Here is a 23,573-nt window from a genome sequence, read left to right on the forward strand (position 1 = left end):
CGGCCATCAAACCGGCACACGCAAGGCGTCGTAGGTGAACAGCCAATCATAGCGCTCGCGCACCCGGTCCGGTTGCCATTCGCGCGAGACATAGGCGTCGGCGCCCTCGGCGTCGGCGAGCGCGGGATTGTGGAAGCGTTTCGCGTTCTCGGCCGACTTCATCACGATCGTGTTGGTTCGCGTCAGCCGCGCGGCCTGGTAACGCTGCAGCGCTTCCTCGGGCGGGAAGCGCTCGAGGCAGCGCGCCAGCACCATGCCGTCCTCGATCGCCATGTTGGCGCCCTGCGCCAGGAACGGCAGCGTTGGGTGCGCTGCGTCGCCGAGCACGCAGGCGCGCCCGATGGCGAAGCGCTCGAGCGGGTGGCGGCCGAGCAGGGCCCATTTGTAGGGAATATCGAGATTGTCGATGATGCAGTGGATGTCCGGATTCCATCCGGCAAAGGCCGCGCTGCAGGCCTCGCGCGTGCCGCGCTCGGTCCACGATTCGACCGACCAGCTCTCGCCCTCGAAGATGCCGACGAAATTCAGCAATTCGCCGCGGCGAACCGGATAGGTGATGACGTGACCGCCGGGGCCGACCCAGTTGGTGCCGACGTCGCGCCTGAGGCCCGCCGGTAGCCGTTGCATCGGCACCAGGCCGCGCCAGGCGGCCACACCCGAAAAGAACGGTTTGGCGTCACCGCCGATCTGCCGGCGACTTTCAGAATGCACCCCGTCGGCACCGACCACGATGTCGCCGCGGCGCCGCTCACCACCGGCAAGCCGAAGCCAGATGCCGTCGCTATCCTGGTCAAAGCCGATGCAGCGGCTGTCGAGATGCAGATGCCCCGGCGCCCGGGCATTGAACGCGTCGACCAGCACGCGGTGAAGGTCGCCACGATGCAGCATCCAGTAGGGGGCGCCATAGATCGCGCGCGAGGCGGCGCCGAGGTCGAACAGCTTCCAGGTCCGCCCGGTGCTGAACAGCCGGATCTCCTTGCCCGAGGGCTCACAGGCGATCGCCTGCATCTGTTGCTCGAGGCCGAGCGCGATCAGCACGCCTGTGCCGTTGGCGCTGAGCTGGACGCCGGCGCCGAGCTCGCGCAACTCGGACGCCTGTTCGAAGATCTCGACCTCGATGCCCCGTTGCAGCAGCGACAGCCCCGCGACGAGGCCGCCGATCCCGGCGCCGGCGATCAAGACTTTTGGCTTGTGTTGTGAATTCACGCGATATGTCCGCTGTTATCTGCGCGTAACCAGGAAGTCATCGGTGAACTCGCCGCGCGAGATCTTGACCGGGATTTCGCCCTCGCTGCCGATCTCGACGATTTCCGAGCCGGATTTGTTATCCTCTGATGTCAGAAGCTCGATACGCTCGGCGATCCGTTCCGCCTGCCAATCCGTCAGCTTCCAGGCAAACCGGCCGCCGAGATCGCGCATGCCGAATTCGTCGTCGGCGGGTGCCAGCACCAGCTGGTTGCTCGAGACGGTGCCGGGAATCCGCTCCGCCACCGCGATGGCTTGCGGGTGCTCGGCAAAGCGCCGCAACAGCCTGGCCAGCGCGGCGATATCAGCGGCTTCGCCGAGGAACAGGAACAGCGGATGGAAATCGCTCGGCATGTATTCAAATCGCAGCATGATCCGTTGTCCGTTGGCCGTAACTACTCGCCGAGCACCTTGATGACGTCCTGGGCGTGGCATAGCTCGACGGTGCCGACATCGTCAGGCCGGGAAGGGCACTCCAGATAACGCACCTGAAGCCACTGGCCGTCGTCCATGTTCTCCACCACCTCGGCCACGATGCCGGCCTCGAGTTTCAGCCGCGTCCCGACCTTGATCGCCATCACGTCAATCATCGCGCCACACCTGGCTCAGAAGAACGTGGTGAGATTTTTGGCGAGCAGGATGTTCTGCTCAAGCAATATCTCGCGTCGCGCGATCTTCCAGCCGTTGTCGGTCAAGCGCAGCGTGTCGTTGCGGCGGCCGACGAAGATGTAAGTCTCGTACTCGACGCGGTTCTGGTAGACGAGAAAGCGGCTGGTGACATCGAGTTCGCGCGCCGCGTCGATCTGCGGCCGCGCGCCCTTGATCTGCACATTGCTGACCATGTGCGTGATGCGCGACAGCGGCTCCTCGGCATAGTGCACGCCGGTCAGGATCTGTTCGACGCGCTTGGTCAAGGTCCACTTGTCCTCGTCGAACCAGCTGATGCCTTCGCCGCGCTTGGTGTTCTCGCGTGCGGCCTGCTGGCCGAACTTCACATTGCGCCGGATCGGCATGAAATAGCTGATGTCGTCGGTGAGCAGCTCGAGCCAGTCGCGGAAGCGCCGGTCGTCGAGCAGATCGGCCTCGTGGTAGTAGAAATCCTCGACATCGGCCTTCAGCCGGTAATAGGCCGCCGATCGCTCGATCGGGGCATTCGTCGCTGGCGCAGCCTGCTGTTGTCTGTCCTGATCCTGAACGGTCGTCGTCATCGGGTTCTCCTTAATCAGGCATCACGGTTGTCAGAGTGCGGGCTTGGGTGGGATCGGCCCGCCCTGCTGGGCGAAGCAGCCCACATCGATCACGGTGCCGGACAGCGTTTCCGCATCCGGTGACAGCAGGAAGGCCACCACATTGGCGATGTCGTCGCCATCAGCGACGCGGCCCGCGGCGGTGCCCGGCGCGCTCTTGCCGAGGCGTGCCGCATCACCGCCGACGCGGCCGAGGCTCATGCCGCTGACGATGCCGCCGCCGCCGGGGATCACGGTGTTGACGCGGATGCGCTGGTGGAAGAAGTCGTAGGCCATCGCCGCGCTCAGCGCGACAACGCCGCCCTTGCTCGCGCTGTACACCGCCATGTTCGGCTTGCCCCAGCCGGCGCCGGATCCGATGTTGACGATCGAGCCGCCGCCTTGCGCGATCATGTGCGGGATCGCCGCGCGGCTGGTCAGATACGGGCCTTTCAGATTGACGGCGATGATGCGATCGAACAGCGCTTCGTCGGTGTCGAGCACGGTACCGAGCGGACCGATCGCGGCATTGTTGACGACGCCGTCGATGCGGCCGAACCGCGTCATGGCGTGTGCGACCACCTTGGCGACATCACCCGCTTGCGACACGTCGGCTTCCATCAGTTCGGCCGAGAGGCCTTCGCGCTCGAGCTCATCTCGCAAAGCCGGAATGGCGTGCTGCGCGATGCTCGAGACCTGCGGCGCCTCGAGACCGAAGGCGACCACCGCATGGCCGCGCCGCGCGAGGCCGAGCGTGATCGCGCGGCCGATACCGAAGGTGCCCCCGCTGACGAGGACGGTCTTTTGGAGCGTGCTCATTCTGCGGCCTGCCGGTTGCCTGCGGGCGATCCGAGCAGCTCGTGCCAGTCGCCGCCCTGCATGTAGGTGGTCCAGCGGCGGTAGAAGCCGCGCGCGATCTGCTCGGTGACCTGCAAGCTGACATCGCCGCCGAGCGGATGGTCGGTGACGTAGGCGCCCATCGACTGCTGGTAGTTGAAGGGGTAGCGCCGCGCGACCGTGCCGGTGCTTGCCGCGGTCGCATAGAGCCAGTTCTCCATGTCGTCCTGCTCGGTCATCCCTGCGGGGCCGGAGTAGCGCATGTAGTAACGGCGCAGATATTCCTTGGCCTCCTTCGGCGCGTCCTTGTCGACCAGGAAGAATCGCCAGCCCTCGGTCGAGGTCGGGCTGTGCGGATGCCAGGCGCACAGTCCGCGCGGCTGGCGGCCGTGATAGGAGGTGTTGGGGAAGATCGTGCCGACGAACGGCAGCAGCCGTGCGCCTTCGCCGAGCCGCCGCTTGCGTTCCTCGAAGCAGTGCCGGAAGTATTGTTCGAGGATCGGGTTGTCGAGGAAGGACTCGATGTATTCGTTGGCTTCCGGCTGGATCGCGCTGTGCACGCCATGGCCTTCCGGAAAGCTGATCCAGACGTGCTGCGCCTTCTCCAGCTCGTCGTCGCGGCGGCCCTTCTTGCCGGCGGCGGCGCTCGGGCCGATGCCGATCAAATCGACCGAACGATGGCTCGGATTGTGATAGGTGTCGCCGAGGAAATTCTCGGCGGCGAATTTCCAGTTGGCGGGGAACACCCATTTGTGGACGCCGATCACCTCCGAGCCGCCCTCGCGGCCGTCGCGGCAGTCGAGCGCCTGGTCGAGATGGATCTTGGCATCGCCCAGATAGGTGATGAAGTCGGGCGCATTCTTGTCCCAGGTCGCCCAGATCGAGCCTTTGTAGTTGCAGAGCTTGGCCACCGAGACCAGCGAGTTGGCCTCACGGTCGAGCACTCCGTCATAGAGCGTCCGGTGCAGCGGAACGCCCTGCAGCTTGCCGTCGGTGGTGTAGGTCCAGCTGTGATACGGACACGTGAACAACGAGGTGTTGCCCTGCTCGTAGCGGCACACCTTCATGCCGCGATGCCGGCACGAATTCAGGAAGACGTGGATCTCGCCCTTCTTGTCGCGGCAGAGGATCACGGATTCCTCGCCCATCCGCGAGGTGTAGAAGTCGCCGGGATTGGGCACCAGGCTTTCGTGGCCGACCAGCAGCCAGGCGCGGGTGAAGACCTTGTCGAGCTCCTGCCGGTAGATATCGGCATCGACGAAGATCTCGCGGCTGATGAAGCCACCCTTGACGTCAACAAGCTGATCGAAATCGTTGCGAAGCGGCATCGGCTCCTCCTTATCTCGTATGCGCGACCGTGCGTCGCGGCGAATGATGGTGCGTCCTATTTGTCGAGCTTGCAGCCGCCCGTCCCCTCGGGGCGGAACGCCTTGTCGCCGGGAATGACCGCGATCTTCTGGTAGTAGTCCCAGGGATATTTGCTCTCCTCCGGCTTCTTCACGCGGTAGAGCGAGAGGTCGTAGACGACGCGGCCATCTTTGCGGATGTGCGCGGGGCGGCCGAAGAAATCGACCGGCAGCTTGCGCATCTCGGCATTGACGGCCTTGGCCTCGTCGCTGCCGCCGGCCTCGATCGCCTTCAGATAATGGCGCACGGCGGCGTAGGTCGCGGCCTGTAATTTGGTCGGCTCGCGCTTCTCGATCTCGATGAAGCGCTTGGCGAAGGCGCGGGTGCCGTCGTCGTCATCCCAATAATATTGGGAGGCGATGTACATGCCCTGCGCGTCGCGCAGGCCGATCGAATGAACGTCGGAGATGAAGGTCAGCATGCCGACGATGGTCTGCCCGCCCTGTTGCAGGCCGAATTCGTGGGTCTGCTTCACCGCGTTGACGGTGTCGGCGCCGGTACCGGCCAGCGCCACCACCTTGGCGCCGGAGTTTTGCGCCGCCAGCAGGAAGGATGAGAAGTCGGTGGTGTTGAAGGGATAGCGCACCGCGCCGATCACCTTGCCGCCGTTATCGGTCACCGCGCGCGAGGCATCCTTCACCATCGCGGTGCCGAACGAATAGTCGACCGCGACGAAGAACCATTCCTTGCCAACGCGGCGGCTCAGCTCGCCGACCAGGCCGGCCGACAGCGCGTAGGTGTCGTCGGCCCAATGCGTGATGACGGGCGAGCATTTGTCGCCGGTGAGGTCGGAGGTCGCTGCGCCTGAGACCAGCGCGGTCCGGTTGCTCTGCGTGGCAAGTCCGGCAACCGCAAGGCCGACCGAGCTCACCGCGAGATCGGTCACCGCGTCGACATGGTCGACATCGAACCATTGCCGCGCGATCCCGACCGCGACGTCGGGCTTGTTCTGGTGATCCGCCGAGATGATCTCGATCGGCTTGCCCAGCACCTTGTTGTGAAAATCCTCGGCGGCGAGCTTGGCGGCGGTCACCGAGCCCGGCCCGCCGAGATCGCGGCCGCTGCCGTAATCGCCGAGGACCGCAATCCGCACCACGCCGTCCGAGATGCCTGAACCGTCGGGCGTGGCGTGCGCCAGCGGCGTCGCGAGCATCAGTATGGCGATCGCCGCGGCGGCGGCCGACCTGCGCGAGGCGTGTGTCTGTAGCAATTCCAATCCTCCCGTCGTTTTTCGTATGTCCATCTGGTGGACATCGTTCTCATTATTTGAGATAGTATCCGGGCGAGCCGGTTGGTCAAGCGCGCTGGATGCAGTGCGCCCCGCCGAATTTGCGGATGTGGACGGATGACGAAGAAACCGAAGGCGGAAGTTCAGGACGCGGAGCAGGGGGTCTCAGGGGTGCGCGCGGTCGATCGTGCGATCGCGATCCTGCAATGCTTCACGCCCGAGCACCCGGCGATGAGCGTGATCGAGATCCAGAAGCGGGTCGGGCTGAGCCGACCGACGCTCTATCGTCTGTTGCAGACGCTGGCGCAGCGCGACCTGATCCAGGCCGAAGGCGACCCGCAGCGCTTCCGGCTGTCGCACGGCGTGATGAAGCTGTCCCATGTCTGGCTGAAGGGACTCGAGGTCGTGGCGGTTGCGCGCCCGGTTGTCGAAGGCCTGCGCGAGGCGACCGGCGAGACCGCCGCGCTGTTCCGCATGCAGGAGGATCGCGGCATTTGCATCCTCGAATGCGAGAGCCGTCATGTGCTCTCGATCAGCCGCGGCGTCGGCGACAGCTTGAGCCTGACCCGGGGTTCGACCGGCAAGGCGATGCTGGCCTTCGCGGAGCCGGCGCGGCAGGCCGAACTGCTTGCTACCATTGCGAAGAGCGCCGACCGTGCGCGGCTGGAGGAAGACCTGGCATTTGCCCGGCGCAACGGCTATGCGACCAGCCACAGCGAGATTTTCGCCGGCACAGTCGCGGTCTCCGCGCCGTGCTTCGATCACCGCGGCAGCGTCGTCGGTTCGGTCGGTCTCTATGGACCAAGCGCGCGGATCGACGAAAAGAAGCTGCTGGAATATTCCAAACTGGTGCGCGAGGCGGGCCGGCAGATTTCAGTCCTGCTGGGATATCAGGACGGCGCGCCCATCGCGTAGGGCTTCAGCACCGCATAGAGGAAATCGTGCGTCGGCGTCGGAACGCCGAGCTTGCGGCCGAGCTCGACCACCTTGCCGTTCAGCCAGGGCAGTTCGAGCCGGTTGCCGCGCTCGAGATCGAGCGCCATCGAGGCCTTCATCGCCGGCGGCGCGTGCCCGATGAAGGCGAGCACCTTCTCAAGCGCATCCGGCGGCAGCTTGATGCCGCCGGCGTGGGCGACGGCGATGGTCTCCTTGCAGGCCGAGACGAACAACGGGCGCAAATCGGGATCGTCGCGCAGCCCGCCGATCGGCTGTCGCGTGACCGCGGTCATGCCAGCGTTGGTGGCGAGGCCGACGAACTTCATCCACAGCTCGGTGTTGATCTGCTCGCTCAGCGTGGCATCGAAGCCGGCCTTCAGGCAGAGCTCGAGCAGCGCCTTGCCGCGCGGCGTGATGCGGCCGTCGAGCTCGCCGAAGATCATGCGCATGAAGGTGCCGACCTGGTTGATCACGCCGGGCTTGATGATCGAGGCGGAGATCTGCGCCACGCCACCCATCACGGCGTTGCGTCCCAAAATCGGGATCAACCGGTCAGGCGCGTCGATGCCGTTTTGCAGCGGGATCACCGCGGTGTCGGGATCGACCATCGGCTTGATGTGCACGCCGGCGCTTTCGACGTCCCACAGCTTGACGCAGAACAGCACGATATCGACCGCGCCGACGCTGGCGGGATCGTCGGTTGCCTGGGTCGGGACCAGATGGCTTTCGCCGCGGCCGCCCTGGACCTTCAGCCCCTCGCTGCGCATCGCGGCGAGATGGGCGCCGCGCGCGATAAAGGTGACATCGGCTCCGGCATGCGCGAGCGCCGCACCGAAGCCACCGCCGACGCCGCCCGCGCCCACTACTGCGATCCGCATGATTGTCTCCTGGTCCTGCAATTTGGCCGGCAGCCTCGACGATGTCGCGCCAATTCGCAACCCCGGTTGCGCAGTGCGCAACCCGGCTGCGCTGAAAACTGCGTGACCGCAGCCTTGGCTGTCTGCGCCATCTTCCTCCGTTGAACTTGCCGTTCCGAACCGCTAAGCCATCCTGCAAAGTTCGGGAGGCAGTGCGGTGGGGATGACGGAGCCGACGGCGGTCGCGCTTGACAATGCGACGGTGGCGTTTCGGTTGGCGGATGGACGGGTCTATACCGCGGTGGAGCAGGCCAATCTTGCGGTCGCGCATGGCGAGTTCGTCGCCATTGTCGGCCCGACCGGATGCGGAAAGTCGACGCTGCTCAACGTCATCGCGGGGCTGTTGAAACCCGCCGCCGGATCTGCGCGGATCTTTGACAAGCCGCTCGGCGGCCTCAACCGCGACGCCGGCTACCTGTTCCAGGCCGATGCGCTGTTTCCGTGGAAGACCGCGATCGACAATGTCGCGATCGGGCTCGAGATCAGGGGGACGCCGCGCACCGAGGCGCTCGCACGCGCGCAAAAATGGCTGACATCGGTCGGGCTCGGCGCCTTCGCCAATCGCTATCCGCACATGCTGTCGGGCGGCCAGCGCAAGCGTGTTGCGCTCGCGCAAGTCCTGATCCGCGATCCGAAGATCCTCTTGATGGACGAGCCGTTCGGTCCGCTTGATGCCCAGACCCGGCAGATCATGGGTAATCTGTTGCTGGAATTGTGGACCGCCGACCGCAAGGCGGTGCTGTTCGTCACCCATGATCTCGAGGAGGCGATCGCGCTGGCCGACCGTGTCGTGATCATGTCGGCCGGTCCGTCCGCGCGCATCATCGGCGACTGGCGCATCACGCTGCCGCGGCCGCGCGACATCGCCGAGATCAGGATGGAGAAGGACTTCCATGCCTTGCACCGCGAGATCTGGGGCGTGCTGAAGGACGAGGTGATGAAGGGCTACGTCCAGTCGACGCAGGCAGGGGCCGCCTGATGTCGCGCATCACGCTGCTCTCTCTTCAGATTCTGGTCGCCGTCGTCACGCTGGCCTTGTGGCAGGTCTTTTCCTCCGTGCCGGTGTTCGGCAAGGTGCTGCTGCCGCCGTTCTTCTTCTCCAACCCGGTCGATGTCTTCAGCCAGATTGTCAAATGGTTCTCGACCGGGGTGATCTGGAAGCACCTTGCGATCACGCTGTGGGAATCGATCCTCGCTTTCGTGATCGGATCGGCCGGCGGCATCCTGGTCGGCTTCTGGTTCGCGCGGCAGCCGCGCGTCGCCGCGGTGTTCGATCCTTATGTGAAGATGGTCAACGCGCTGCCGCGCGTGGTGCTGGCGCCGATCTTCGCGCTGTGGTTCGGGCTCGGCGTCTGGTCCAAGGTCGCGCTTGGCGTGACGCTGGTGTTCTTCATCGTGTTCTTCAACGTCTACCAGGGCGTCAAGGAGGTGCCGACCACGGTGCTCGACAATGGCCGCATGCTCGGCATGAACGAGCGGCAGTTGATGCGCCACGTCTACTGGCCGTCGGCGCTGTCCTGGATGTTCTCCTCGCTGCATACCTCGGTCGGCTTTGCAGTGGTCGGCGCTGTGGTCGGTGAGTATCTTGGCTCCGCCGCAGGTCTCGGCTACCTGATCCAGCAGGCCGAAGGCGTGTTCGACGTCGCCGGCGTGTTCGCCGGCATGTTCGTGCTGTCGGCCTTCGTCATCCTGATCGACATGGGCGTGACGATGGTGGAGAAGCGGCTGCTGGTGTGGCGGCCGACGGCGGCGGCGCGGGACTAGCCGATTTCGTATGACGGCGCGACAGTCCAGCGTGCGAACAGCGCCCGCCATGAGGACCGGCGCAAGACCACCAGGCCGAGTACCACGGCTGCGCCCGCGACGACATCGATGAAATAGTGACCGCCCATGTTCGGCGTCGCGGCGATCATCAGCAGGTTCAGGACAAGGAAGACCGGGAACAGCGGCTTCACGCCTCGGCTTGCGTACGTCAGGATGACTGCCAGCGCCGTATGGAAGGATGGAAAGCTGATCAGGCCCTTCACGTCGGCCAGTGCGATCTGCCTCATCTCGCCGGCGCGAAGGGCGTTGAAATCGGCGAGGATGGATGCGTCGTTCGCGTCGACGCGCGCCACGACGTCGAAATGGACCCAGGCGTTGGCGGCGGGGACGATCCACGCGATCGGGATGATGACGACGAGCGACATCACGAACAGCCAGACGAACTCCTGCATCCGTTCGAACCGGCCAGTCGCACTCAGCAGGATCAGCAGAACTGCGATCTGAGCCATGCAGCTGTTGTAGGCGAGGGCGAGAACACGTTTTACCGCGGGATGGGTCTCGACCCAGTCGAAATAGGCCAGCCAGTTCAGATGCAGCGCGGCGTCAACCGCGGCGAACTGACGATCGGCGAGCGGGAAATTCGAGGTGACGGTCAGATAGCTGAGGACAGCGCCGACAGCGGTAAAGGCGATCAGTTGGGCGCATGCGGTCGCCAGCTCGGCAATGCGTTGATCCGGCCTGACATTGATGTAGATGAAGGCGAGCAACGCAGCCGCGCAGAACAAGATCGCTTTCACGGGATCGAGCGCGACCGACATTCCAGACGCGCGGAGCCACACCAGGTCGATCACGGCGATGATGGCGATGACGAGCCACAGGGCCCGTGTCTCGATGACTTGATTGGTCATTCTTTCTTACCCCGCTCTGCGACAATTTCATCGCATTCGCGCCTTAAAGTTGCATACCCTCATTTGTTAAAAATGCGGAGAATGTCGCGCACGTCGCGTTCGGCGATGCCATGGTCGGCATTCGGCGCGGGAATGATCGCACGAAAGGCAGTCGGGCGATGGTTAACGGTTCATTGCTACGCGAAAAGGTCGCATGATGATGGAAATCGTCATCATCAACTGCGATTGGCCGCCGCCGCCGCGTTCATCAGCCCACGGATCTTTTCCGTCACACCGGGGTCGATCGGATTGTAGACGATCATGCTGAGGTCGGAGCGGCCGTCGACCGCGAACGCCGAATATTCGAACTTGACCGGGCCCAGGATCGGATGCCGGAGCTGCTTGACGCCCTCGCCATGGGTGCGCACGTCGTTGTCGCGCCACAGCGCCGCAAATTCCGGGCTCAGCCGGCAGAGCTCTTCGACAAAGGGCTGCACCTCGGCGGCGGCTCCAGCGCGCGCCGCGTCCACCCTGAACGCGCCGACCACGAAGCGCGCCACGTTGGCCCAGTCGTGTTGCGCGGCGCGGACGCGCTGATCGAGGAACATGAAGCGGAGCACGTTGCGCTCGCGCGGCGGCAGCGAGCCGTAGTCCGTCAGCATCACCGTCGCCGCCCGGTTCCAGGCGACGACATCCCATATCGCGGTCCTGATCACAGCAGGGTGCGGCTCCAGCGCGTCGAGCACGCGTTGCAGCCGCGGCGTCACGCCTTCGCTTTTCTGGTAGCGTACCTCGGGCGCGCGGCCGAGGCCGAGCAGGAACAGATGCTCGCGCTCGACCTCGGTCAGCATCAGCGCCCGCGCGATGCGGTCGAGCACGTCGGCCGACGGCGCGCCGCCGCGACCTTGTTCGAGCCACGTGTACCAGGTCGCCGAGATGTTGGCGCGCTGTGCCACTTCCTCGCGGCGCAGGCCCGGCGTGCGGCGCCGCTCCGGCGGAAAGCCGAACGTCGCCGGATCGAGCTTGCTGCGGCGGTCCTTCAGGTAAGTGCCGAGCAGGTTCTCTTGCACGGGCGGTTCGCTCATCCTGTTAGCCATTATACCATGATAATGTTACTACTTTACCACGATAGCGCAATGCCCCAGATTTGTCTGCAACGAAACCTTGGAGACTGCTGATGCGCGTGTTTGTCACTGGAGCCACCGGCTGGGTCGGCTCGGCCGTCACTGACGATCTGATTGCCGCAGGCCATCAGGTGCTCGGCATGACCCGATCCGAAAAGGGCGCGGAAGCGCTCGCTGCCGTCGGCGCCGAGGTTCATTACGGAACGCTGGAAGATCTCGACAGCTTGAAGAGCGGCGCCGCGCAGGCGGATGCCGTCATCCACTGCGCGTTCAACCACGACTTTTCGAGGTTTGCGCAGAACTGCGCGGACGACCGGCGCGCGATCGAGACGCTGGGTAGCGTGCTCGAAGGCTCGAAGCGTCCGCTGATCACCACCTCGGGCGTCGCACGGGTGGCACAGGGGCGCGTCGCGACCGAAGAGGATCCGCCGATTCCCGTCTCCGAGGCTTATCCGCGTGCGTCCGAAGCGACGACGATGGCGGTCGCATCGCGCGGCGTGCGTGCCGCCGTCGTGCGGCTGCCGCCCTCGGTGCATGGTCACGGCGATCATGGCTTCGTGCCGCGCCTCGTGGCTTTTGCGCGCGAGAAGGGCATCTCGGCCTATATCGGCGAGGGACAGAATCGCTGGCCCGGCGTGCATTGCCTCGACGCGGCACGCGTCTATCGGCTTGCGCTCGAGCGCGGCGTCGAAGGCGGCCCGTTCCATGCGGTGGCCGATGAGGGCGTGCCGTTCAAGGCGATCGCCGAGGTCATTGCGCGCCGGCTCAACGTTCCGCTGGTGTCGAAATCGCCGGAGGAGGCGGCCGAGCATTTCGGCATGTTCGGCAGGTTCGTCGCCTTCGACGTGCCGACCTCGAGCGCCCGAACGCGGTCGCGGCTCGACTGGCAGCCGCAGCAGGCCGGGCTGCTCGCTGACATCGACCATCCTGCTTATTTCGCTTAAGCGCGCCGGAGCACGGGTCATGACAGACTCCATGATGTCGCTCGCCGGCAAGCGCGTGATCGCAATCGGGGGATCGTCGGGGATCGGCTTCGCCGTGGCCGCGCTCGCGCAGGAGCGGGGCGCGGAGGTGGTGATTGCCTCCAGCAATTCCGCAAATGTCGATGCAGCGGTTACGCGGCTGCCGGGATCCTCCGGCATCACCGTCGACCTGCGCGACGAAGCCGATGTGTCGCGCTTCTTCGACCAGGTCGGCAGCTTCGATCACCTCGCGATCACGGCAGGCGATCAGGGCCTGCCGGCGTTCGGTGCGACGCGCGATCTCGACCTCGCTGTCGCGCGGAAGGCTCTCGCACTTCGCTTCTGGGGCTCGCTCGCGGCGGTCAAGTACGGCAGCCGAATGATCGCTGCGAACGGATCGATCATCCTGACCGGCGGCATGCTGGCGCATCGTCCGCAGAAGGCGATGCCGTTCGTGACTGCCGCGGCGGGGGCCATGGAGAGCCTGGCTCGTGGCCTTGCCGTCGATCTTGCGCCGGTCCGCGTCAATGCCGTGTGCCCGGGGCTCATTCTGACCGAGCGCGTCACGCAGATGCCGGAGGAGCGGGTGCGTGGCTATGTGGCAGGCTTGCCGCTGCCGCGCGCCGCATCGCCGGGTGAGGCGGCCACGGCCTACCTCTATCTGATGCTGAACAGCTACGTCACCGGGCAGACGCTTGCGGTGGATGGCGGTGGGCTGTTGGTGTGAGATCGCAGGCTCAAGATTGTAGGGCGGGTTAGCCGACGGGTCCGCGCGAAGCGCGGCCCGATGACAGGCTCCGCGTAACCCGCCATCTTCGGTCCACGCGACTGGCGGCGGGTTACGGCTGCGCCTAACCAGCCCTACGCAAGGAAGCATTCGGCTCAGAGCGGGAAGCACCGCATGTAAGCCGCGAACAATTTCTCATCGCTGACGCTCACCAGCCCAGCGGCCAACGCGTCGGCAAGGTCGAGGTCGCGGTTCTGCACGCGCAGCCATGCCTCGGTGTCGGCGCTGATGGTCAGGGCCGCATCTCCGACATGCCGCCCCGGCACCACCTGGAGCTCCTTGCCCTTGATCGTGACCGTCATATCCAGCGCGCTTGCTCCGGTGAAGCGCAGATGGGTCACAAGGTCGAGGCCCCGCGCCCTGCCGCGCTGGAATCCGAGCGAGAGCGAAAAGATGTAGGCCTGGATGCTGCCGGTATGACGGCCGGACGTGACCTGCTGGACCTTCTTGTGCGGAAAGCGCCGCGTCACCGTGTCCTCGGCGTCGGTATCCGGGATCACATAGACGAACTCGTCCTTGTCGATCAGCGGCTGCACCACATCGGCGAAATGCGCGTCGCGATTGCTCAGGAACGGCCCGATCACATCTTCGCCGGCCGGGCAGGCCGAGATGCAATAGGCCGCCTTGTAGCCCGGCTTGAACGACAGCGATTGCCAGATATTCATCGTCTCGGTGCGGGGCACGCGGGCACGATAATCCCTTGCATCTTTCGAGTCCGCGACCTTCTCGACCCACTGCGAGAAATTGCCGAGGAAGTCGTGATAATTGTGGGTGTGGCAGGACAGGAAATCGAAGCCGCCGTCCGGCTTGATGGCGCCGACCGGGCAGGCGGCGACGCATAATTTGCACTCCAGACAGGGATTGTAGTCGATCGGCTGGTCGTGGGCGTCGACCTCGCAGCCGAGCAGGATGGTGCCGAGCAGGACGAAGCTGCCGAATTTCGGGTGGATGACGCTGCGATGGATTCCCATCCGCCCAAGCCCGGCCTCGACCGCGATCGGCTTGTGCTGGACCATCATGATCCGCGGTAAGTCCATCTCCATCGGGAACGCGGCGACCGAGTTGCAGGCCGGGATGCCGTGCTCGTCGAGCGCGCGAACGATGGCGCGCGCGGTTTCGTTGACGTGATCGTAGGTGCTGTGGAATTCCTCGTTGGCGACCGATCGTGACGGCGAGCGCACAGGCTCGCGATTCATGTGGCAGGCGATCGCGAGCAGGGCGCGCGTCCGGCCGTAGACCTTGCGAATGAAGTCACGCTGCGGCGCGACCGCCGCGCGTTCGAACTCGATGATGCCGACGTCGTCCGCCCCGCAATTGCGCGCGATCTGCTTGATGAGATCAGATGAAACCGGAGCATCGTGGATGGGCTGGCTGCTGCGCGCCCGGACAGCCCTGACCGTCGGGTGGTCGTCGAGGTTCATGGTTCCGCCCTCTATAAAATGACGAGTATAATATTATGGAGCGAACGGAGATGAGGCAAGTGAATTATCTGACGATCGTCATGTAATGGAACTGACGTTATGCGACGAGATTTGCAAATGCCCGGATGGCGCTCATGCACGACCCAACGAAGTCGGCCCCGTCATCCTGAGGTGCGAGCGGAGCGAGCCTCGAAGGATGCACGGCCCAAGCTGTGGCCGATTCATCCTTCGAGGCGCGCCCAGCCGCGCAAGAGCGCCACTGGGCACGCACCTCAGGATGACGGGGATACTTAGGTGGTCTCCCTCTGGAAGCATGGTCATTGCGAGGAGCGAAGAACCGTAGGGGGTAGCCAACGGGTCCGCGTGAAGCGCGGCCCGATGACAGGCTCCGCGTAACCCGCCGAATTCTGCGTGACCAAGATGGTGGGTTACGCCTCCGGCTAACCCACCCTACGCAGCGGGATCAATCCAACAGTTTCGTATCATCCGGCGCCTGCGGCGGCGTCTTGATCGCGATGGCCTTGAAGGCACGGCCGTTCGGCTTGGTGCCGCCATGCGGCGTGCCCTTCGGGATCACGATCAAATCGCCCGGCTTCACCGTCACTTCCTTGTCGCCGAGCCAGACCGTGCCGGTGCCTTCCAGGATGAACTGCATCTCGTTGGTGTTGGGGTGCATGTGCTTCGGCACATTGCCGTCCTGGATCGAGACGGTGGCGCCGTCGGCGGAGACGAACGTCTTGGAGCGGAAGCCGGCCTTGTTGGCGTCGCCGAGCTTGTCGCCCTCCATCTCACCGGTGTGGATCACCTGCGCGGTGATGCTCTCGGCGGCGAGTGCCGGCCGCAGCAGATGGGTGACGCCGCAGCCGGCGGCGAAGGCAGCAGTAATCGACAGCGCTGTTGCAATCCGATTCATGAAAGACCTCCCTTGATGTCTGCCTTGAAGCATTCTTGGTGCTTCTTCGGCGTTTTGTTGTATCGGCGATGCTATGCCGCCGCGGCAGACTTGACCAGCTATCGGAAAGTCGCCTTCTCAAGGCGTGCCGGCTCCTCTATCTTGCCGGTCAATTCGATCGGAGGACGTCATGAACAAATGGCTTGGCAAGCTTGCCGGAACGCTGCTGGCGCTGACCCTGTCCACGGGCCTTGCCGCGGCGCAAAGCAAGATCACCATCGCGGTCGGGGGCGGCGCGTGCCTGTGCTATCTGCCCACCGTGCTGGCCAAGCAGCTTGGCGAATATGACAAGGCCGGGCTTGCGGTCGAGCTGGTCGACCTCAAGGGCGGTTCCGATGCGCTCAAGGCCGTGCTCGGCGGCAGCGCCGACGTCGTCTCCGGTTATTTCGACCACTGCGTCAATCTCGCTGCCAAGAAGCAGGAGCTGCAGGCCTTCGTCGTCTATGACCGCTACCCCGGGCTCGTGCTGGTGGTGTCGCCCAAACACACCGGCGAGATCAACTCGATCAAGGATCTCGCCGGCAAGAAGGTCGGCGTCAGCGCGCCCGGCTCCTCGACCGACTTCTTCCTGAAATATCTGTTGAAGAAGAACGGCCTGGATCCAACCGGCACCGCCGTGATCGGCGTCGGCCTCGGCGCCACTGCGGTGGCCGCGATGGAGCAGGGCCAGATCGATGCTGCCGTGATGCTCGATCCCTCCGTCACTGTGCTGCAGGGTACTCACAAGGACCTCAAGATCCTCAGCGACACCCGCACCGCGCATGACACGCTCGCGGTGTTCGGCGGCGAATATCCGGGCGGGGCGCTTTATTCGACCGCGGCCTGGGTCAACGGCCACGAGAAGGAGGTCCAGGCACTGACCAATGCGATCATGGCGACGCTCGCCTGGATCCATTCGCATTCCGCCGAAGACATCATGGCCAAGATGCCGGAGGAGATCGTCGGCAAGAACAAGGACCTCTATCTGGCCGCGCTCAAGAACACGATCCCGATGTTCTCGGAAACCGGCAAGATGGACCCCAAGGGCGCCGAAGCCGTGCTCGCCGTGTTCAGCGAGGGCTCGCCCGATGTCGCAAAGGCCGGCATCGACGTCACCAAGACCTACACCAATAAGTTCGTCGATCAGGCCAAGAAGACGACCGGAAGCGCGAAGTAGGCATGATCCGCAAAAGTGTGAAGCGGTTTTGCGAAGAGATCATGCCCAAATGAGCGGTACAGACATGCAGTCTCCGCTCATTTGTCGCGTCACCGCGCTCGACCTCGCCTTGCAGCGGCGTCCCTGGCCGTTCGCGGACCAGCGGCGCGGCGAAATCGACGCGCATTTTGCCGAGGAGCAGCGGCTGAACCCGAACCTGTGGAACGGCCGCGTGCTGCTCGGGCGCGATCCGGTGTTCGCCGGCGAGCGGCTCAGCGCGAACTATTTCGAGACCGATTTCGCAAGCTTCCTCGCCTGGCGCGACTGGGGTTTCCCGGACAAGGGGATATTCAACGGTTTCGGCATGGGCGCGCTGCTCTCCAGCGACGGCGTCTTCGTCTGCGGGGTGATGGGCGCGCAGACCGCGAACGCCGGACGGATCTATTTTCCATCCGGCACGCCCGATCTCGACGATATCAGGGGCGACACGGTCGATATCGCCGGCAGCGTGATGCGCGAGCTCGAGGAGGAGACCGGGCTGTTGCCCTCGGATTGCCGCGGCGACGCCGACTGGCATTGCATCTATACCGGGCCTGCGCTTGCGATGATGCAGATTCTGCGCGTCGACATGCAAGCTGACGTCCTGCGCGCGCGGATCGAGGCTAATCTCGCACGGCAGGAAAATCCCGAACTCGCCGGCATCCATCTGGTGCGCAGCCGCGCCGATCTCACCCCCGCGATGCCGCGCTTCGTCACCGCGTTCATCGAAACGCAACTGCCGGCGTAGAGGCGTGTAGTTGGAATAGTGGAAGTACGGATGTCGTCCGCGCCCTGAGGCCGCGCATCACCCCGCCGAAACTTTGCGCAAGCCTGCGCCGTGGCGACGCAGCCATCGCGCTTGACATCATCGGCGGCTCCCCCTGTGATAGGGCGGCACGATAACAAAAAATGCAGTGCACAATCTCTGGGGAGGGATTCATGCCGGTCAGGAGGCTTGCCCGCTGGCTCGCGGGTCTGTCTGTCGTGGTTGCGGCGCTGGGCGTTGCCCATGCCGCGCAGGCGCAGGACAAGAAGATCAAGATCGGGGTGATCTTCGATTTGACCGGCCCGCTGGCCGGTGGCGGCTCTGAGCTGCAATATACCGGCGTCAAGATCATGCTCGACCACTACGCCAAGACCGGCGTCGAGGGTTACAAGGTCGAGGCGGTCTACGCCGACGCGCAGAGCAAGCCCGACATCGCCATCAACGAGGCCGTCCGCCTGCTCGAGCAGGAAAAGGTCGACATGGTGATGGGCTTCTTCTCCTCGGCGCAATGCGTGCCGGTGGCGGCCCGGGTCGACCAGATGAAGAAGTTCATGTGGATCACGACCTGCATCTCCTCGGGCGTGTTCGACGGCAAGAACTACAAGTATGTGTTCCGCCCGCAGGCCGCCGGCAACCAGTACGGCATGATGACGACCGACTTTATCGCGCAATATTCGCTGTCCAAGTTCGGCAAGGAGCCGAAGGACCTGCGGGTTGCGATCATCCATGAGGATGGCGCCTATGGCGTCGACGTCGCCAAGGGCAACGAGGCCGGCGCCAAGAAGGCCGGATTCAACGTCGTGCTCAAGGAGGGCTATTCGGCGACCGCGCCCGATCTGTCGGCGCTGGTGACCAAGCTGAAGCGCGCCAAGCCTGACGTGATTTTTCACACGGGCTACAATCCGGACATCACCCTGCTGTTCCGCCAGGCGCGTGAGCAGGGCCTGAAGTTCGGCGCCATCGTCGGCCATGGCGCGGGCTATGGCGTCTACGAGAAGCTGAAGGAAGGCCTCGGCGCCGACGCCAATTATCTGTTCAACACCGACCCGATCTCGATCTGGCTTGCCAACCAGAAGGACATGGATCCGAAGCTGCCGCCGGTCATCAAGATGGTCGGCGAGGAATTTGACCGGCTGAAGCCCGGCGTGCCGATCCGCTCCGCGCATGTCGGCATCGGCGCGGCCAACGCCTATGTGTTCCTCGACGACGTGTTGCCGCGCGCGATCAAGAAGTATGGTGGCGTCGATCCCGATGCGCTGCGCAAGGCCGCGCTCGACACCGACATTCCCGAGGGCGGCACCATGCTCGGCTACGGCGTGAAGTTCTATGGCGAGGGCGAGCAGTACGCCGGGCAGAACGCGCGCTCGTTCCCGGTGGTGCTGCAATATATCGACGACAAATCCTATGTGGTGTGGCCGAAGAGCCAGATGCAGCGCGAGACCGTGCTGCCGCTGCCGGCCGGCACCACCTACAGCTATAAATAGCTGGCTCGCGAAGGGGACCCGCCGTGCTCGCCGTGGAAGGCCTGGTCAAGCGGTTTGGCGGCTTTCGTGCCGTCAACAACGTCTCGTTCCGCGTCGAGCAGGGCGAGATCCTCGGCCTGATCGGCCCGAACGGCTCGGGCAAGAGCACGATCTTCAACATGCTGTCGGGCACCTTGCCGCCGACCGAGGGTTCGATCCTGTTCGACGGCCGAGAGATCGCGGGTCTCGCGCCGCACCGGATCATCGTCGGCGGCATTGGGCGCACCTTCCAGATCCCGCGGCCGTTCCATCGTTTGAGCATTTTCGAGAACGTCGTGCTCGCCGGCTTCTACGGCCAGGGCCGCCATAGCCGCAGCAAGGCCGAGGAGGCGGCCGAACGCGCGCTGGCGATGGTGGGGCTGCCGACCGATCGTCACAGCAGCGTCGAGGGCCTGGGCGCGGCCGGCTTGAAGAAGCTCGAGCTGGCAAAGGCGCTCGCGACCGGGCCGAAGCTTCTGCTCGCCGATGAAAGCCTGGGCGGGCTCGACGAGGCCGAGATGGACCAGGCCGCCGACATGCTGCGCCGGATCCGCGACGAGCTCGGCATCACCATCATCTGGGTCGAGCACATCATGGGCGTGCTGATGCGCGTGGTCGATCGCGTCATGGTGCTCGATCACGGCGAGAAGATCGCCGAGGGGCTGCCGGCCGATGTCGCCGGCAATCCACGGGTGATCGAGGTCTATCTCGGCACCGATGCGGACGCCAGCCTTGCGGCGGCGGCCGCAGCCCAAGCGCGCCGGCGGATCGGGGCGTGACCGGCATGCTGGAGCTGAAATCGATCGATGCGGGCTATGGCAGCTTCCAGGCGCTGTTCGACGTCAGCCTCGACGTCAGAGCGGGCGAGGCGGTCGGTGTGATCGGCCCGAACGGCGCCGGCAAGACCACCTTGATGCGCGTGATCTCCGGGTTAATTCGTCCGATCCGCGGCACGATCGCGATGGAGGGCACCGACGTCGTCGCGACGCCGCCGCACCGCATCGTCAGCCTCGGGATCGCGCATGTTCCGGAAAATCGCCGGCTGTTTCCGCGGCTCACGGTTGCCGACAATCTGAAGATGGGTGCCTACATGCCGGGCGCCCGCGCGCATTACGCCGAGCGGCTGGAGTTCGTGTTCGAACTGTTCCCGCGGCTCAAGGAGCGATTGCAGCAGATGGCGGGCACCATGTCCGGCGGCGAGCAGCAGATGTGCGCGATTGGCCGCGCGCTGATGTCGAACCCGAAGCTGCTGCTGCTCGACGAGCCCTCGGCCGGGCTCGCGCCGGTCGTGGTGCAGCAGGTGTTCGAGCTGGTCAAGCGCATCCGCGCCTCGGGACTGACGGTCTTGATCGTCGAACAGAACGTGCAGCAGGTGCTGCGCGTGGTCGACCGCGCCTATCTGCTGGAAGCCGGCAGCATCCGCGCCGCCGGCACAGCGGCGGAGCTCGCGGCGAGCGACACTATCAAGCAGGCCTATCTCGGGGTGTGAGCATGCAATCCTTCCTCAACATCTTCGACATCTACCTGCTGGAGGCCGTCATCAACGGCATCCTGCTCGGTGGCGTGCTGGCGCTGCTGGCGCTCGGGCTGAACCTGATCTTCGGCGTCATCGACGTCACCTGGATCTGCTACGCCGAGCTGGTGATGATCGGGATGTACGGCATGTACTACCTCGTGCAGGTGTTCCATTTGCCGTACTGGGCTGCCGCGCCGCTGGTCATCCTGCTGGTGGCCTTGTTAGGGGCCGCGCTGCATTTCCTGGTGATCGCGCCGCTGCTGACTGCGCCGCCGATCAACCAGCTGCTCGCCACCGGCGGCGTGCTGTTCATCCTGCAGAGCTTTGCGACCGTCGCCTTCGGCATCGACTTCCGCAATCTCGGCATCCGCCTGCCGGTGCTGGCGCTCGGCGAGATGAATTTCAGCTACGCGCGACTATTGTCGTTCGGCGCTGCGCTGGTCGGCATGATCGGCGTCTATCTGTTCCTGACCCGCACCTTTACCGGCACTGCGATCCGCGCCATCGCCCAGGACCGCCAGATCATGCCGCTGATGGGCGTCGACCCCAAACGCATCTACCTGGTCACCTCGGCGATCGGCGGCGGCCTCGCCGGGCTCGCGGCTTGCCTCCTGGTGCTGCAATATGACGTGCATCCGTTCGTTGGCCTGTCGTTCGGGCCGATCACCTTCCTGATCTGCGTGCTCGGCGGGCTCGGCAATTTCATCGGCGGCTTCATCGCCGCCTTCGTGTTCGCCGAGATCATCTCGCTCGGCGGCCTGTTCTCCGATCTCGAATGGGGCTACGTGCTGGCGTTCGCGTTCTTCATCGTCATGATGTTCATCCGGCCCGCGGGCCTGCTGGCGAGGCGCTCGTGAACAGGCAGGCCGCTGGCTGGATCGTTGCGCTGCTTGCGCTGGTCGCGCTGCCGTTCGTGCATCGCGATCCCTATCATCTGCACGTGCTGGTGCTGATCCTGATCTGGTCGTTCGCCTACACCTCGTGGTCGATCATGGGCCGTTTCGGCCTGGTCTCGCTCGGCCATGGCGGCTTCATGGGCATCGGTGCCTATGTCACCGCGTTGCTCTGGAACCACCTCGGCGTCTCGCCCTGGATCGGCATCCCCCTGAGCATGGCGACCGCGGGTGTGCTCGCGCTGATCGTGGCCTATCCCTGCTTCCGCTTCCGTATCACCGGGCATTATTTCGTGCTGGTGACCTTGGCTCTGTCCGGCATCGTGCTGCAGGTCATCACCGCGACCCGCGACTATACCGGCGGCTCGCTCGGCTACACGCCGCAGCGCGCGCCGAGCGGCAAGGGGCTGTTCGCGCTGCAATTCGACGACAAGACCACCTGGTACCTGATCGCGCTTGTGGTCTGGGCCGCAGGGTTGGTGATCTGGCGCGCGATCGACCGCAGCATGATCCGCCACGCCATGGAGGCGATCTCGGAGGACGAGGACGCTGCGGCCGCGGCCGGCGTCAACGTCACCGCCGAGAAGCTCAAGATCACCCTGATCAGCGCACTGATGACCGCGCTGGCCGGCGCGCTGTACTGCCAGTACCAGATGTTCATCTCGCCCGACACGGTGAGCGGCATCGCGGTGTCGCTCCAGATGGTATTTGCGGCGATCGTCGGCGGCGTCTATGTCGCGCTGGGGCCGACAGTCGGTGCCGTCATCACCATCGTACTGGCCGAGGTGCTGCGGATCTCGTTCGGCACCAAGGCGGTCGGCTGGGACAATCTGGTCTATGGCGTGCTGCTGGTGCTGTTCATCATCTTCCTGCCCAAGGGCATTCTTGGTAGCGTGATCGACCGGATCAAATCGCCACGCAAGCCGTCGAGAGGCCATGAGCAACAAACCGTCCCCATCGCTCGCCGATGAACTGAAGCCCTACGTCGCGCCGTTCCGCTTCGACGGATCGGGTGAATTTCACCTGAGGTCATATCCGACCGCCGAGAAGGGCGGCATCGACAAGGACGCCGGCAGCAAGATCATCGAGGCCAACCGCAAGCGGCTCAGCGACTTCCAGGAGAAGCTCTACGCCCAGGACCGCTGGTCGCTGCTGCTGATCTTCCAGGGCATGGACGCAGCCGGCAAGGACTCGGCGATCAAGAGCGTGTTCGAGGGCGTCAACCCGCAGGGCTGCGAGGTCTCCTCGTTCAAGCAGCCCTCGAGCCGGGAACTCGACCACGACTATATGTGGCGCGCCATGATCGCGCTGCCGGAGCGCGGCCGCATCGGCATCTTCAACCGCTCCTATTACGAGGAATGCCTGGTGGTACGCGTACACGAGGGCGTGCTCGCCAAGCAGAAGATCCCGAAGAAGCTCGTGACCAAGAATATCTGGCGCGAGCGCTTCGAGGACATCTCAGCGATCGAGCGCTATCTGTCGCGCAACGGCACCATGATCCTGAAATTCTTCCTGCACGTCTCCAAGGACGAGCAGCGCCAGCGCTTTCTCGACCGGCTCGAGGAGCCGGCGAAGAACTGGAAGTTCTCCATGGCCGACATTTCCGAGCGGCAGCTGTGGGCCAAATACCAGGCCGCCTATCAGGACATGATCCACCACACCGCGGCCAAGGACGCGCCCTGGCACATCGTGCCGGCCGATCACAAATGGTTCGCCCGCGTTGTGATCGGCTCGACCATCGTCAATGCACTCGACAAGCTCGACCTGAAATTCCCCGAAGTCGACAAAGCCGAGTTGAGCGAATTCAAGCGCATTCGCGATGCACTGGAAGCGGAAGGCAAGGGCGCGGCGGCGAAGAAGGCGCCGGCGAAGAAGTAAGCCGCAAAAGGGTAGTTGCCCGCTTTTCTCGCGCGCTGCCAATTCCGTCAGGTGAGTACGCTCGTTAGGCTCCCTCCCCCGCAAGGGGGGAGGGAACCCTGTGGCCGGTGCGTCCCTTACTCGCGCGCGGCCTGCCGTTCGTGTCGTGGTA

25 protein-coding genes are annotated in these 23,573 nt (G+C 64.6%); 13 read left to right on the plus strand and 12 right to left on the minus strand.

The genetic code is table 11. The annotated features are described in order from the left end of the window. Positions 1-6: 6 nt before the first annotated feature. From JQ616_RS33570 to JQ616_RS33600, 7 genes are read right to left on the minus strand one after another with little or no spacing between them, the layout of a single operon-like run. Complete coding sequence (locus JQ616_RS33570) at positions 7-1,206, minus strand: FAD-dependent monooxygenase (protein WP_212022286.1); 1,200 nt, start codon at positions 1,204-1,206, stop codon at positions 7-9. 15 nt (positions 1,207-1,221) lie between these two features. After that, the gene (locus JQ616_RS33575) at positions 1,222-1,617 is read right to left on the minus strand and encodes a hypothetical protein (protein WP_212022288.1); all 396 of its coding nucleotides are present in this window, start codon (positions 1,615-1,617) and stop codon (positions 1,222-1,224) included. A gap of 23 nt (positions 1,618-1,640) precedes the next feature. Beyond that, on the minus strand, positions 1,641-1,835 hold the full coding sequence (locus tag JQ616_RS33580; protein ID WP_249137580.1) for a hypothetical protein: 195 nt from the start codon (positions 1,833-1,835) through the stop codon (positions 1,641-1,643). A gap of 15 nt (positions 1,836-1,850) precedes the next feature. Then, complete coding sequence (locus JQ616_RS33585; RefSeq protein ID WP_212022290.1) at positions 1,851-2,453, minus strand: 3-phenylpropionate/cinnamic acid dioxygenase subunit beta; 603 nt, start codon at positions 2,451-2,453, stop codon at positions 1,851-1,853. Positions 2,454-2,483: 30 nt separating this feature from the next. Next, a complete protein-coding gene (locus tag JQ616_RS33590; protein WP_212022292.1) occupies positions 2,484-3,290 on the minus strand; it encodes an SDR family NAD(P)-dependent oxidoreductase in 807 nt (268 codons plus the stop codon). Continuing rightward, positions 3,287-4,636, minus strand: coding sequence for an aromatic ring-hydroxylating oxygenase subunit alpha (locus tag JQ616_RS33595; RefSeq protein ID WP_212022294.1), 1,350 nt, complete (start codon positions 4,634-4,636; stop codon positions 3,287-3,289). Before JQ616_RS33595 ends, JQ616_RS33590 begins: the two co-directional genes overlap by 4 nt. A 56-nt stretch (positions 4,637-4,692) precedes the next feature. Next, complete coding sequence (locus tag JQ616_RS33600; protein WP_212022428.1) at positions 4,693-5,931, minus strand: ABC transporter substrate-binding protein; 1,239 nt, start codon at positions 5,929-5,931, stop codon at positions 4,693-4,695. A gap of 129 nt (positions 5,932-6,060) precedes the next feature. On the opposite strand from JQ616_RS33600, the gene JQ616_RS33605 reads away from it, so the two are divergent. Continuing rightward, positions 6,061-6,858 (plus strand): IclR family transcriptional regulator, encoded by a 798-nt coding sequence (locus JQ616_RS33605; RefSeq protein WP_212022296.1) that lies wholly within the window; start codon positions 6,061-6,063, stop codon positions 6,856-6,858. On the opposite strand, the gene JQ616_RS33610 is transcribed toward JQ616_RS33605, so the two are convergent. Further along, complete coding sequence (locus tag JQ616_RS33610; RefSeq protein ID WP_212022304.1) at positions 6,834-7,757, minus strand: ketopantoate reductase family protein; 924 nt, start codon at positions 7,755-7,757, stop codon at positions 6,834-6,836. The genes JQ616_RS33605 and JQ616_RS33610 overlap by 25 nt on opposite strands. A gap of 202 nt (positions 7,758-7,959) precedes the next feature. Here JQ616_RS33610 and JQ616_RS33615 point away from each other — a divergent pair, with 202 nt between their 5' ends. Both JQ616_RS33615 and JQ616_RS33620 read left to right on the plus strand, forming a co-directional pair. After that, positions 7,960-8,775, plus strand: coding sequence for an ABC transporter ATP-binding protein (locus JQ616_RS33615; protein ID WP_212022306.1), 816 nt, complete (start codon positions 7,960-7,962; stop codon positions 8,773-8,775). Next, on the plus strand, positions 8,775-9,560 hold the full coding sequence (locus tag JQ616_RS33620) for an ABC transporter permease (protein ID WP_212022308.1): 786 nt from the start codon (positions 8,775-8,777) through the stop codon (positions 9,558-9,560). The genes JQ616_RS33615 and JQ616_RS33620 overlap by 1 nt, the downstream gene beginning before the upstream one ends. Here JQ616_RS33620 and JQ616_RS33625 read toward each other — a convergent pair. Together JQ616_RS33625 and JQ616_RS33630 are read right to left on the minus strand one after the other, a co-directional pair. After that, complete coding sequence (locus JQ616_RS33625; RefSeq protein ID WP_212022310.1) at positions 9,557-10,378, minus strand: phosphatase PAP2 family protein; 822 nt, start codon at positions 10,376-10,378, stop codon at positions 9,557-9,559. The two genes, JQ616_RS33620 and JQ616_RS33625, sit on opposite strands and share 4 nt — an antisense overlap. A 305-nt stretch (positions 10,379-10,683) precedes the next feature. Further along, a complete protein-coding gene (locus tag JQ616_RS33630) occupies positions 10,684-11,532 on the minus strand; it encodes a helix-turn-helix transcriptional regulator (protein ID WP_212022311.1) in 849 nt (282 codons plus the stop codon). Positions 11,533-11,624: 92 nt separating this feature from the next. Here JQ616_RS33630 and JQ616_RS33635 point away from each other — a divergent pair, with 92 nt between their 5' ends. Continuing rightward, positions 11,625-12,515 carry an SDR family oxidoreductase gene (locus JQ616_RS33635; protein WP_212022313.1) on the plus strand — a complete coding sequence of 297 codons (891 nt, stop codon included), beginning with the start codon at positions 11,625-11,627 and terminating at the stop codon, positions 12,513-12,515. A 19-nt stretch (positions 12,516-12,534) separates the two neighbouring features. Then, on the plus strand, positions 12,535-13,260 hold the full coding sequence (locus JQ616_RS33640; protein ID WP_212022315.1) for an SDR family oxidoreductase: 726 nt from the start codon (positions 12,535-12,537) through the stop codon (positions 13,258-13,260). A 155-nt stretch (positions 13,261-13,415) separates the two neighbouring features. On the opposite strand, the gene JQ616_RS33645 is transcribed toward JQ616_RS33640, so the two are convergent. After that, positions 13,416-14,741, minus strand: a complete 1,326-nt coding sequence (locus JQ616_RS33645; protein WP_212022316.1) for a 4Fe-4S binding protein — start codon at positions 14,739-14,741, stop codon at positions 13,416-13,418. Between the two features lie 463 nt (positions 14,742-15,204). Then, entirely contained in the window at positions 15,205-15,654 is a 450-nt protein-coding gene (locus JQ616_RS33650; protein WP_212022318.1) for a cupin domain-containing protein, read from the minus strand. 169 nt (positions 15,655-15,823) lie between these two features. Here JQ616_RS33650 and JQ616_RS33655 point away from each other — a divergent pair, with 169 nt between their 5' ends. From JQ616_RS33655 to JQ616_RS33690, 8 genes are all read left to right on the plus strand, one after another. Continuing rightward, positions 15,824-16,849 (plus strand): ABC transporter substrate-binding protein, encoded by a 1,026-nt coding sequence (locus tag JQ616_RS33655; RefSeq protein ID WP_212022320.1) that lies wholly within the window; start codon positions 15,824-15,826, stop codon positions 16,847-16,849. A gap of 64 nt (positions 16,850-16,913) precedes the next feature. Continuing rightward, the gene (locus JQ616_RS33660) at positions 16,914-17,615 is read left to right on the plus strand and encodes an NUDIX hydrolase (protein ID WP_212022322.1); all 702 of its coding nucleotides are present in this window, start codon (positions 16,914-16,916) and stop codon (positions 17,613-17,615) included. Positions 17,616-17,806: 191 nt separating this feature from the next. Next, entirely contained in the window at positions 17,807-19,117 is a 1,311-nt protein-coding gene (locus tag JQ616_RS33665; protein ID WP_212022324.1) for an ABC transporter substrate-binding protein, read from the plus strand. 23 nt (positions 19,118-19,140) lie between these two features. Next, complete coding sequence (locus JQ616_RS33670; protein WP_212022326.1) at positions 19,141-19,914, plus strand: ABC transporter ATP-binding protein; 774 nt, start codon at positions 19,141-19,143, stop codon at positions 19,912-19,914. A 5-nt stretch (positions 19,915-19,919) separates the two neighbouring features. Further along, positions 19,920-20,624 carry an ABC transporter ATP-binding protein gene (locus JQ616_RS33675; protein WP_212022431.1) on the plus strand — a complete coding sequence of 235 codons (705 nt, stop codon included), beginning with the start codon at positions 19,920-19,922 and terminating at the stop codon, positions 20,622-20,624. A 2-nt stretch (positions 20,625-20,626) separates the two neighbouring features. Next, positions 20,627-21,508, plus strand: a complete 882-nt coding sequence (locus tag JQ616_RS33680; protein WP_212022328.1) for a branched-chain amino acid ABC transporter permease — start codon at positions 20,627-20,629, stop codon at positions 21,506-21,508. Then, the gene (locus JQ616_RS33685) at positions 21,505-22,515 is read left to right on the plus strand and encodes a branched-chain amino acid ABC transporter permease (RefSeq protein WP_212022330.1); all 1,011 of its coding nucleotides are present in this window, start codon (positions 21,505-21,507) and stop codon (positions 22,513-22,515) included. The genes JQ616_RS33680 and JQ616_RS33685 overlap by 4 nt, the downstream gene beginning before the upstream one ends. Next, on the plus strand, positions 22,481-23,422 hold the full coding sequence (locus tag JQ616_RS33690; RefSeq protein WP_212022332.1) for a polyphosphate kinase 2 family protein: 942 nt from the start codon (positions 22,481-22,483) through the stop codon (positions 23,420-23,422). The genes JQ616_RS33685 and JQ616_RS33690 overlap by 35 nt, the downstream gene beginning before the upstream one ends. Positions 23,423-23,573 lie beyond the last annotated feature (151 nt).

Source organism: Bradyrhizobium tropiciagri (genome assembly GCF_018130545.1).
Lineage (GTDB): Bacteria > Pseudomonadota > Alphaproteobacteria > Rhizobiales > Xanthobacteraceae > Bradyrhizobium > Bradyrhizobium tropiciagri_A.

What these genes read in the sequence shown, in the direction of transcription:
- JQ616_RS33575 (WP_212022288.1), bottom strand. Translation starts at nt 1,617, where the DNA reads ATGCTGCGATTTGAATACATGCCGAGCGATTTCCATCCGCTGTTCCTG.
- JQ616_RS33580 (WP_249137580.1), bottom strand. Translation starts at nt 1,835, where the DNA reads ATGATTGACGTGATGGCGATCAAGGTCGGGACGCGGCTGAAACTCGAG.
- JQ616_RS33585 (WP_212022290.1), bottom strand. Translation starts at nt 2,453, where the DNA reads ATGACGACGACCGTTCAGGATCAGGACAGACAACAGCAGGCTGCGCCA.
- JQ616_RS33590 (WP_212022292.1), bottom strand. Translation starts at nt 3,290, where the DNA reads ATGAGCACGCTCCAAAAGACCGTCCTCGTCAGCGGGGGCACCTTCGGT.
- JQ616_RS33595 (WP_212022294.1), bottom strand. Translation starts at nt 4,636, where the DNA reads ATGCCGCTTCGCAACGATTTCGATCAGCTTGTTGACGTCAAGGGTGGC.
- JQ616_RS33605 (WP_212022296.1), top strand. Translation starts at nt 6,061, where the DNA reads ATGACGAAGAAACCGAAGGCGGAAGTTCAGGACGCGGAGCAGGGGGTC.
- JQ616_RS33610 (WP_212022304.1), bottom strand. Translation starts at nt 7,757, where the DNA reads ATGCGGATCGCAGTAGTGGGCGCGGGCGGCGTCGGCGGTGGCTTCGGT.
- JQ616_RS33615 (WP_212022306.1), top strand. Translation starts at nt 7,960, where the DNA reads ATGACGGAGCCGACGGCGGTCGCGCTTGACAATGCGACGGTGGCGTTT.
- JQ616_RS33620 (WP_212022308.1), top strand. Translation starts at nt 8,775, where the DNA reads ATGTCGCGCATCACGCTGCTCTCTCTTCAGATTCTGGTCGCCGTCGTC.
- JQ616_RS33625 (WP_212022310.1), bottom strand. Translation starts at nt 10,378, where the DNA reads ATGTCGGTCGCGCTCGATCCCGTGAAAGCGATCTTGTTCTGCGCGGCT.
- JQ616_RS33630 (WP_212022311.1), bottom strand. Translation starts at nt 11,532, where the DNA reads ATGAGCGAACCGCCCGTGCAAGAGAACCTGCTCGGCACTTACCTGAAG.
- JQ616_RS33635 (WP_212022313.1), top strand. Translation starts at nt 11,625, where the DNA reads ATGCGCGTGTTTGTCACTGGAGCCACCGGCTGGGTCGGCTCGGCCGTC.
- JQ616_RS33640 (WP_212022315.1), top strand. Translation starts at nt 12,535, where the DNA reads ATGACAGACTCCATGATGTCGCTCGCCGGCAAGCGCGTGATCGCAATC.
- JQ616_RS33645 (WP_212022316.1), bottom strand. Translation starts at nt 14,741, where the DNA reads ATGAACCTCGACGACCACCCGACGGTCAGGGCTGTCCGGGCGCGCAGC.
- JQ616_RS33650 (WP_212022318.1), bottom strand. Translation starts at nt 15,654, where the DNA reads ATGAATCGGATTGCAACAGCGCTGTCGATTACTGCTGCCTTCGCCGCC.
- JQ616_RS33655 (WP_212022320.1), top strand. Translation starts at nt 15,824, where the DNA reads ATGAACAAATGGCTTGGCAAGCTTGCCGGAACGCTGCTGGCGCTGACC.
- JQ616_RS33660 (WP_212022322.1), top strand. Translation starts at nt 16,914, where the DNA reads ATGCAGTCTCCGCTCATTTGTCGCGTCACCGCGCTCGACCTCGCCTTG.
- JQ616_RS33665 (WP_212022324.1), top strand. Translation starts at nt 17,807, where the DNA reads ATGCCGGTCAGGAGGCTTGCCCGCTGGCTCGCGGGTCTGTCTGTCGTG.
- JQ616_RS33675 (WP_212022431.1), top strand. Translation starts at nt 19,920, where the DNA reads ATGCTGGAGCTGAAATCGATCGATGCGGGCTATGGCAGCTTCCAGGCG.
- JQ616_RS33680 (WP_212022328.1), top strand. Translation starts at nt 20,627, where the DNA reads ATGCAATCCTTCCTCAACATCTTCGACATCTACCTGCTGGAGGCCGTC.
- JQ616_RS33690 (WP_212022332.1), top strand. Translation starts at nt 22,481, where the DNA reads ATGAGCAACAAACCGTCCCCATCGCTCGCCGATGAACTGAAGCCCTAC.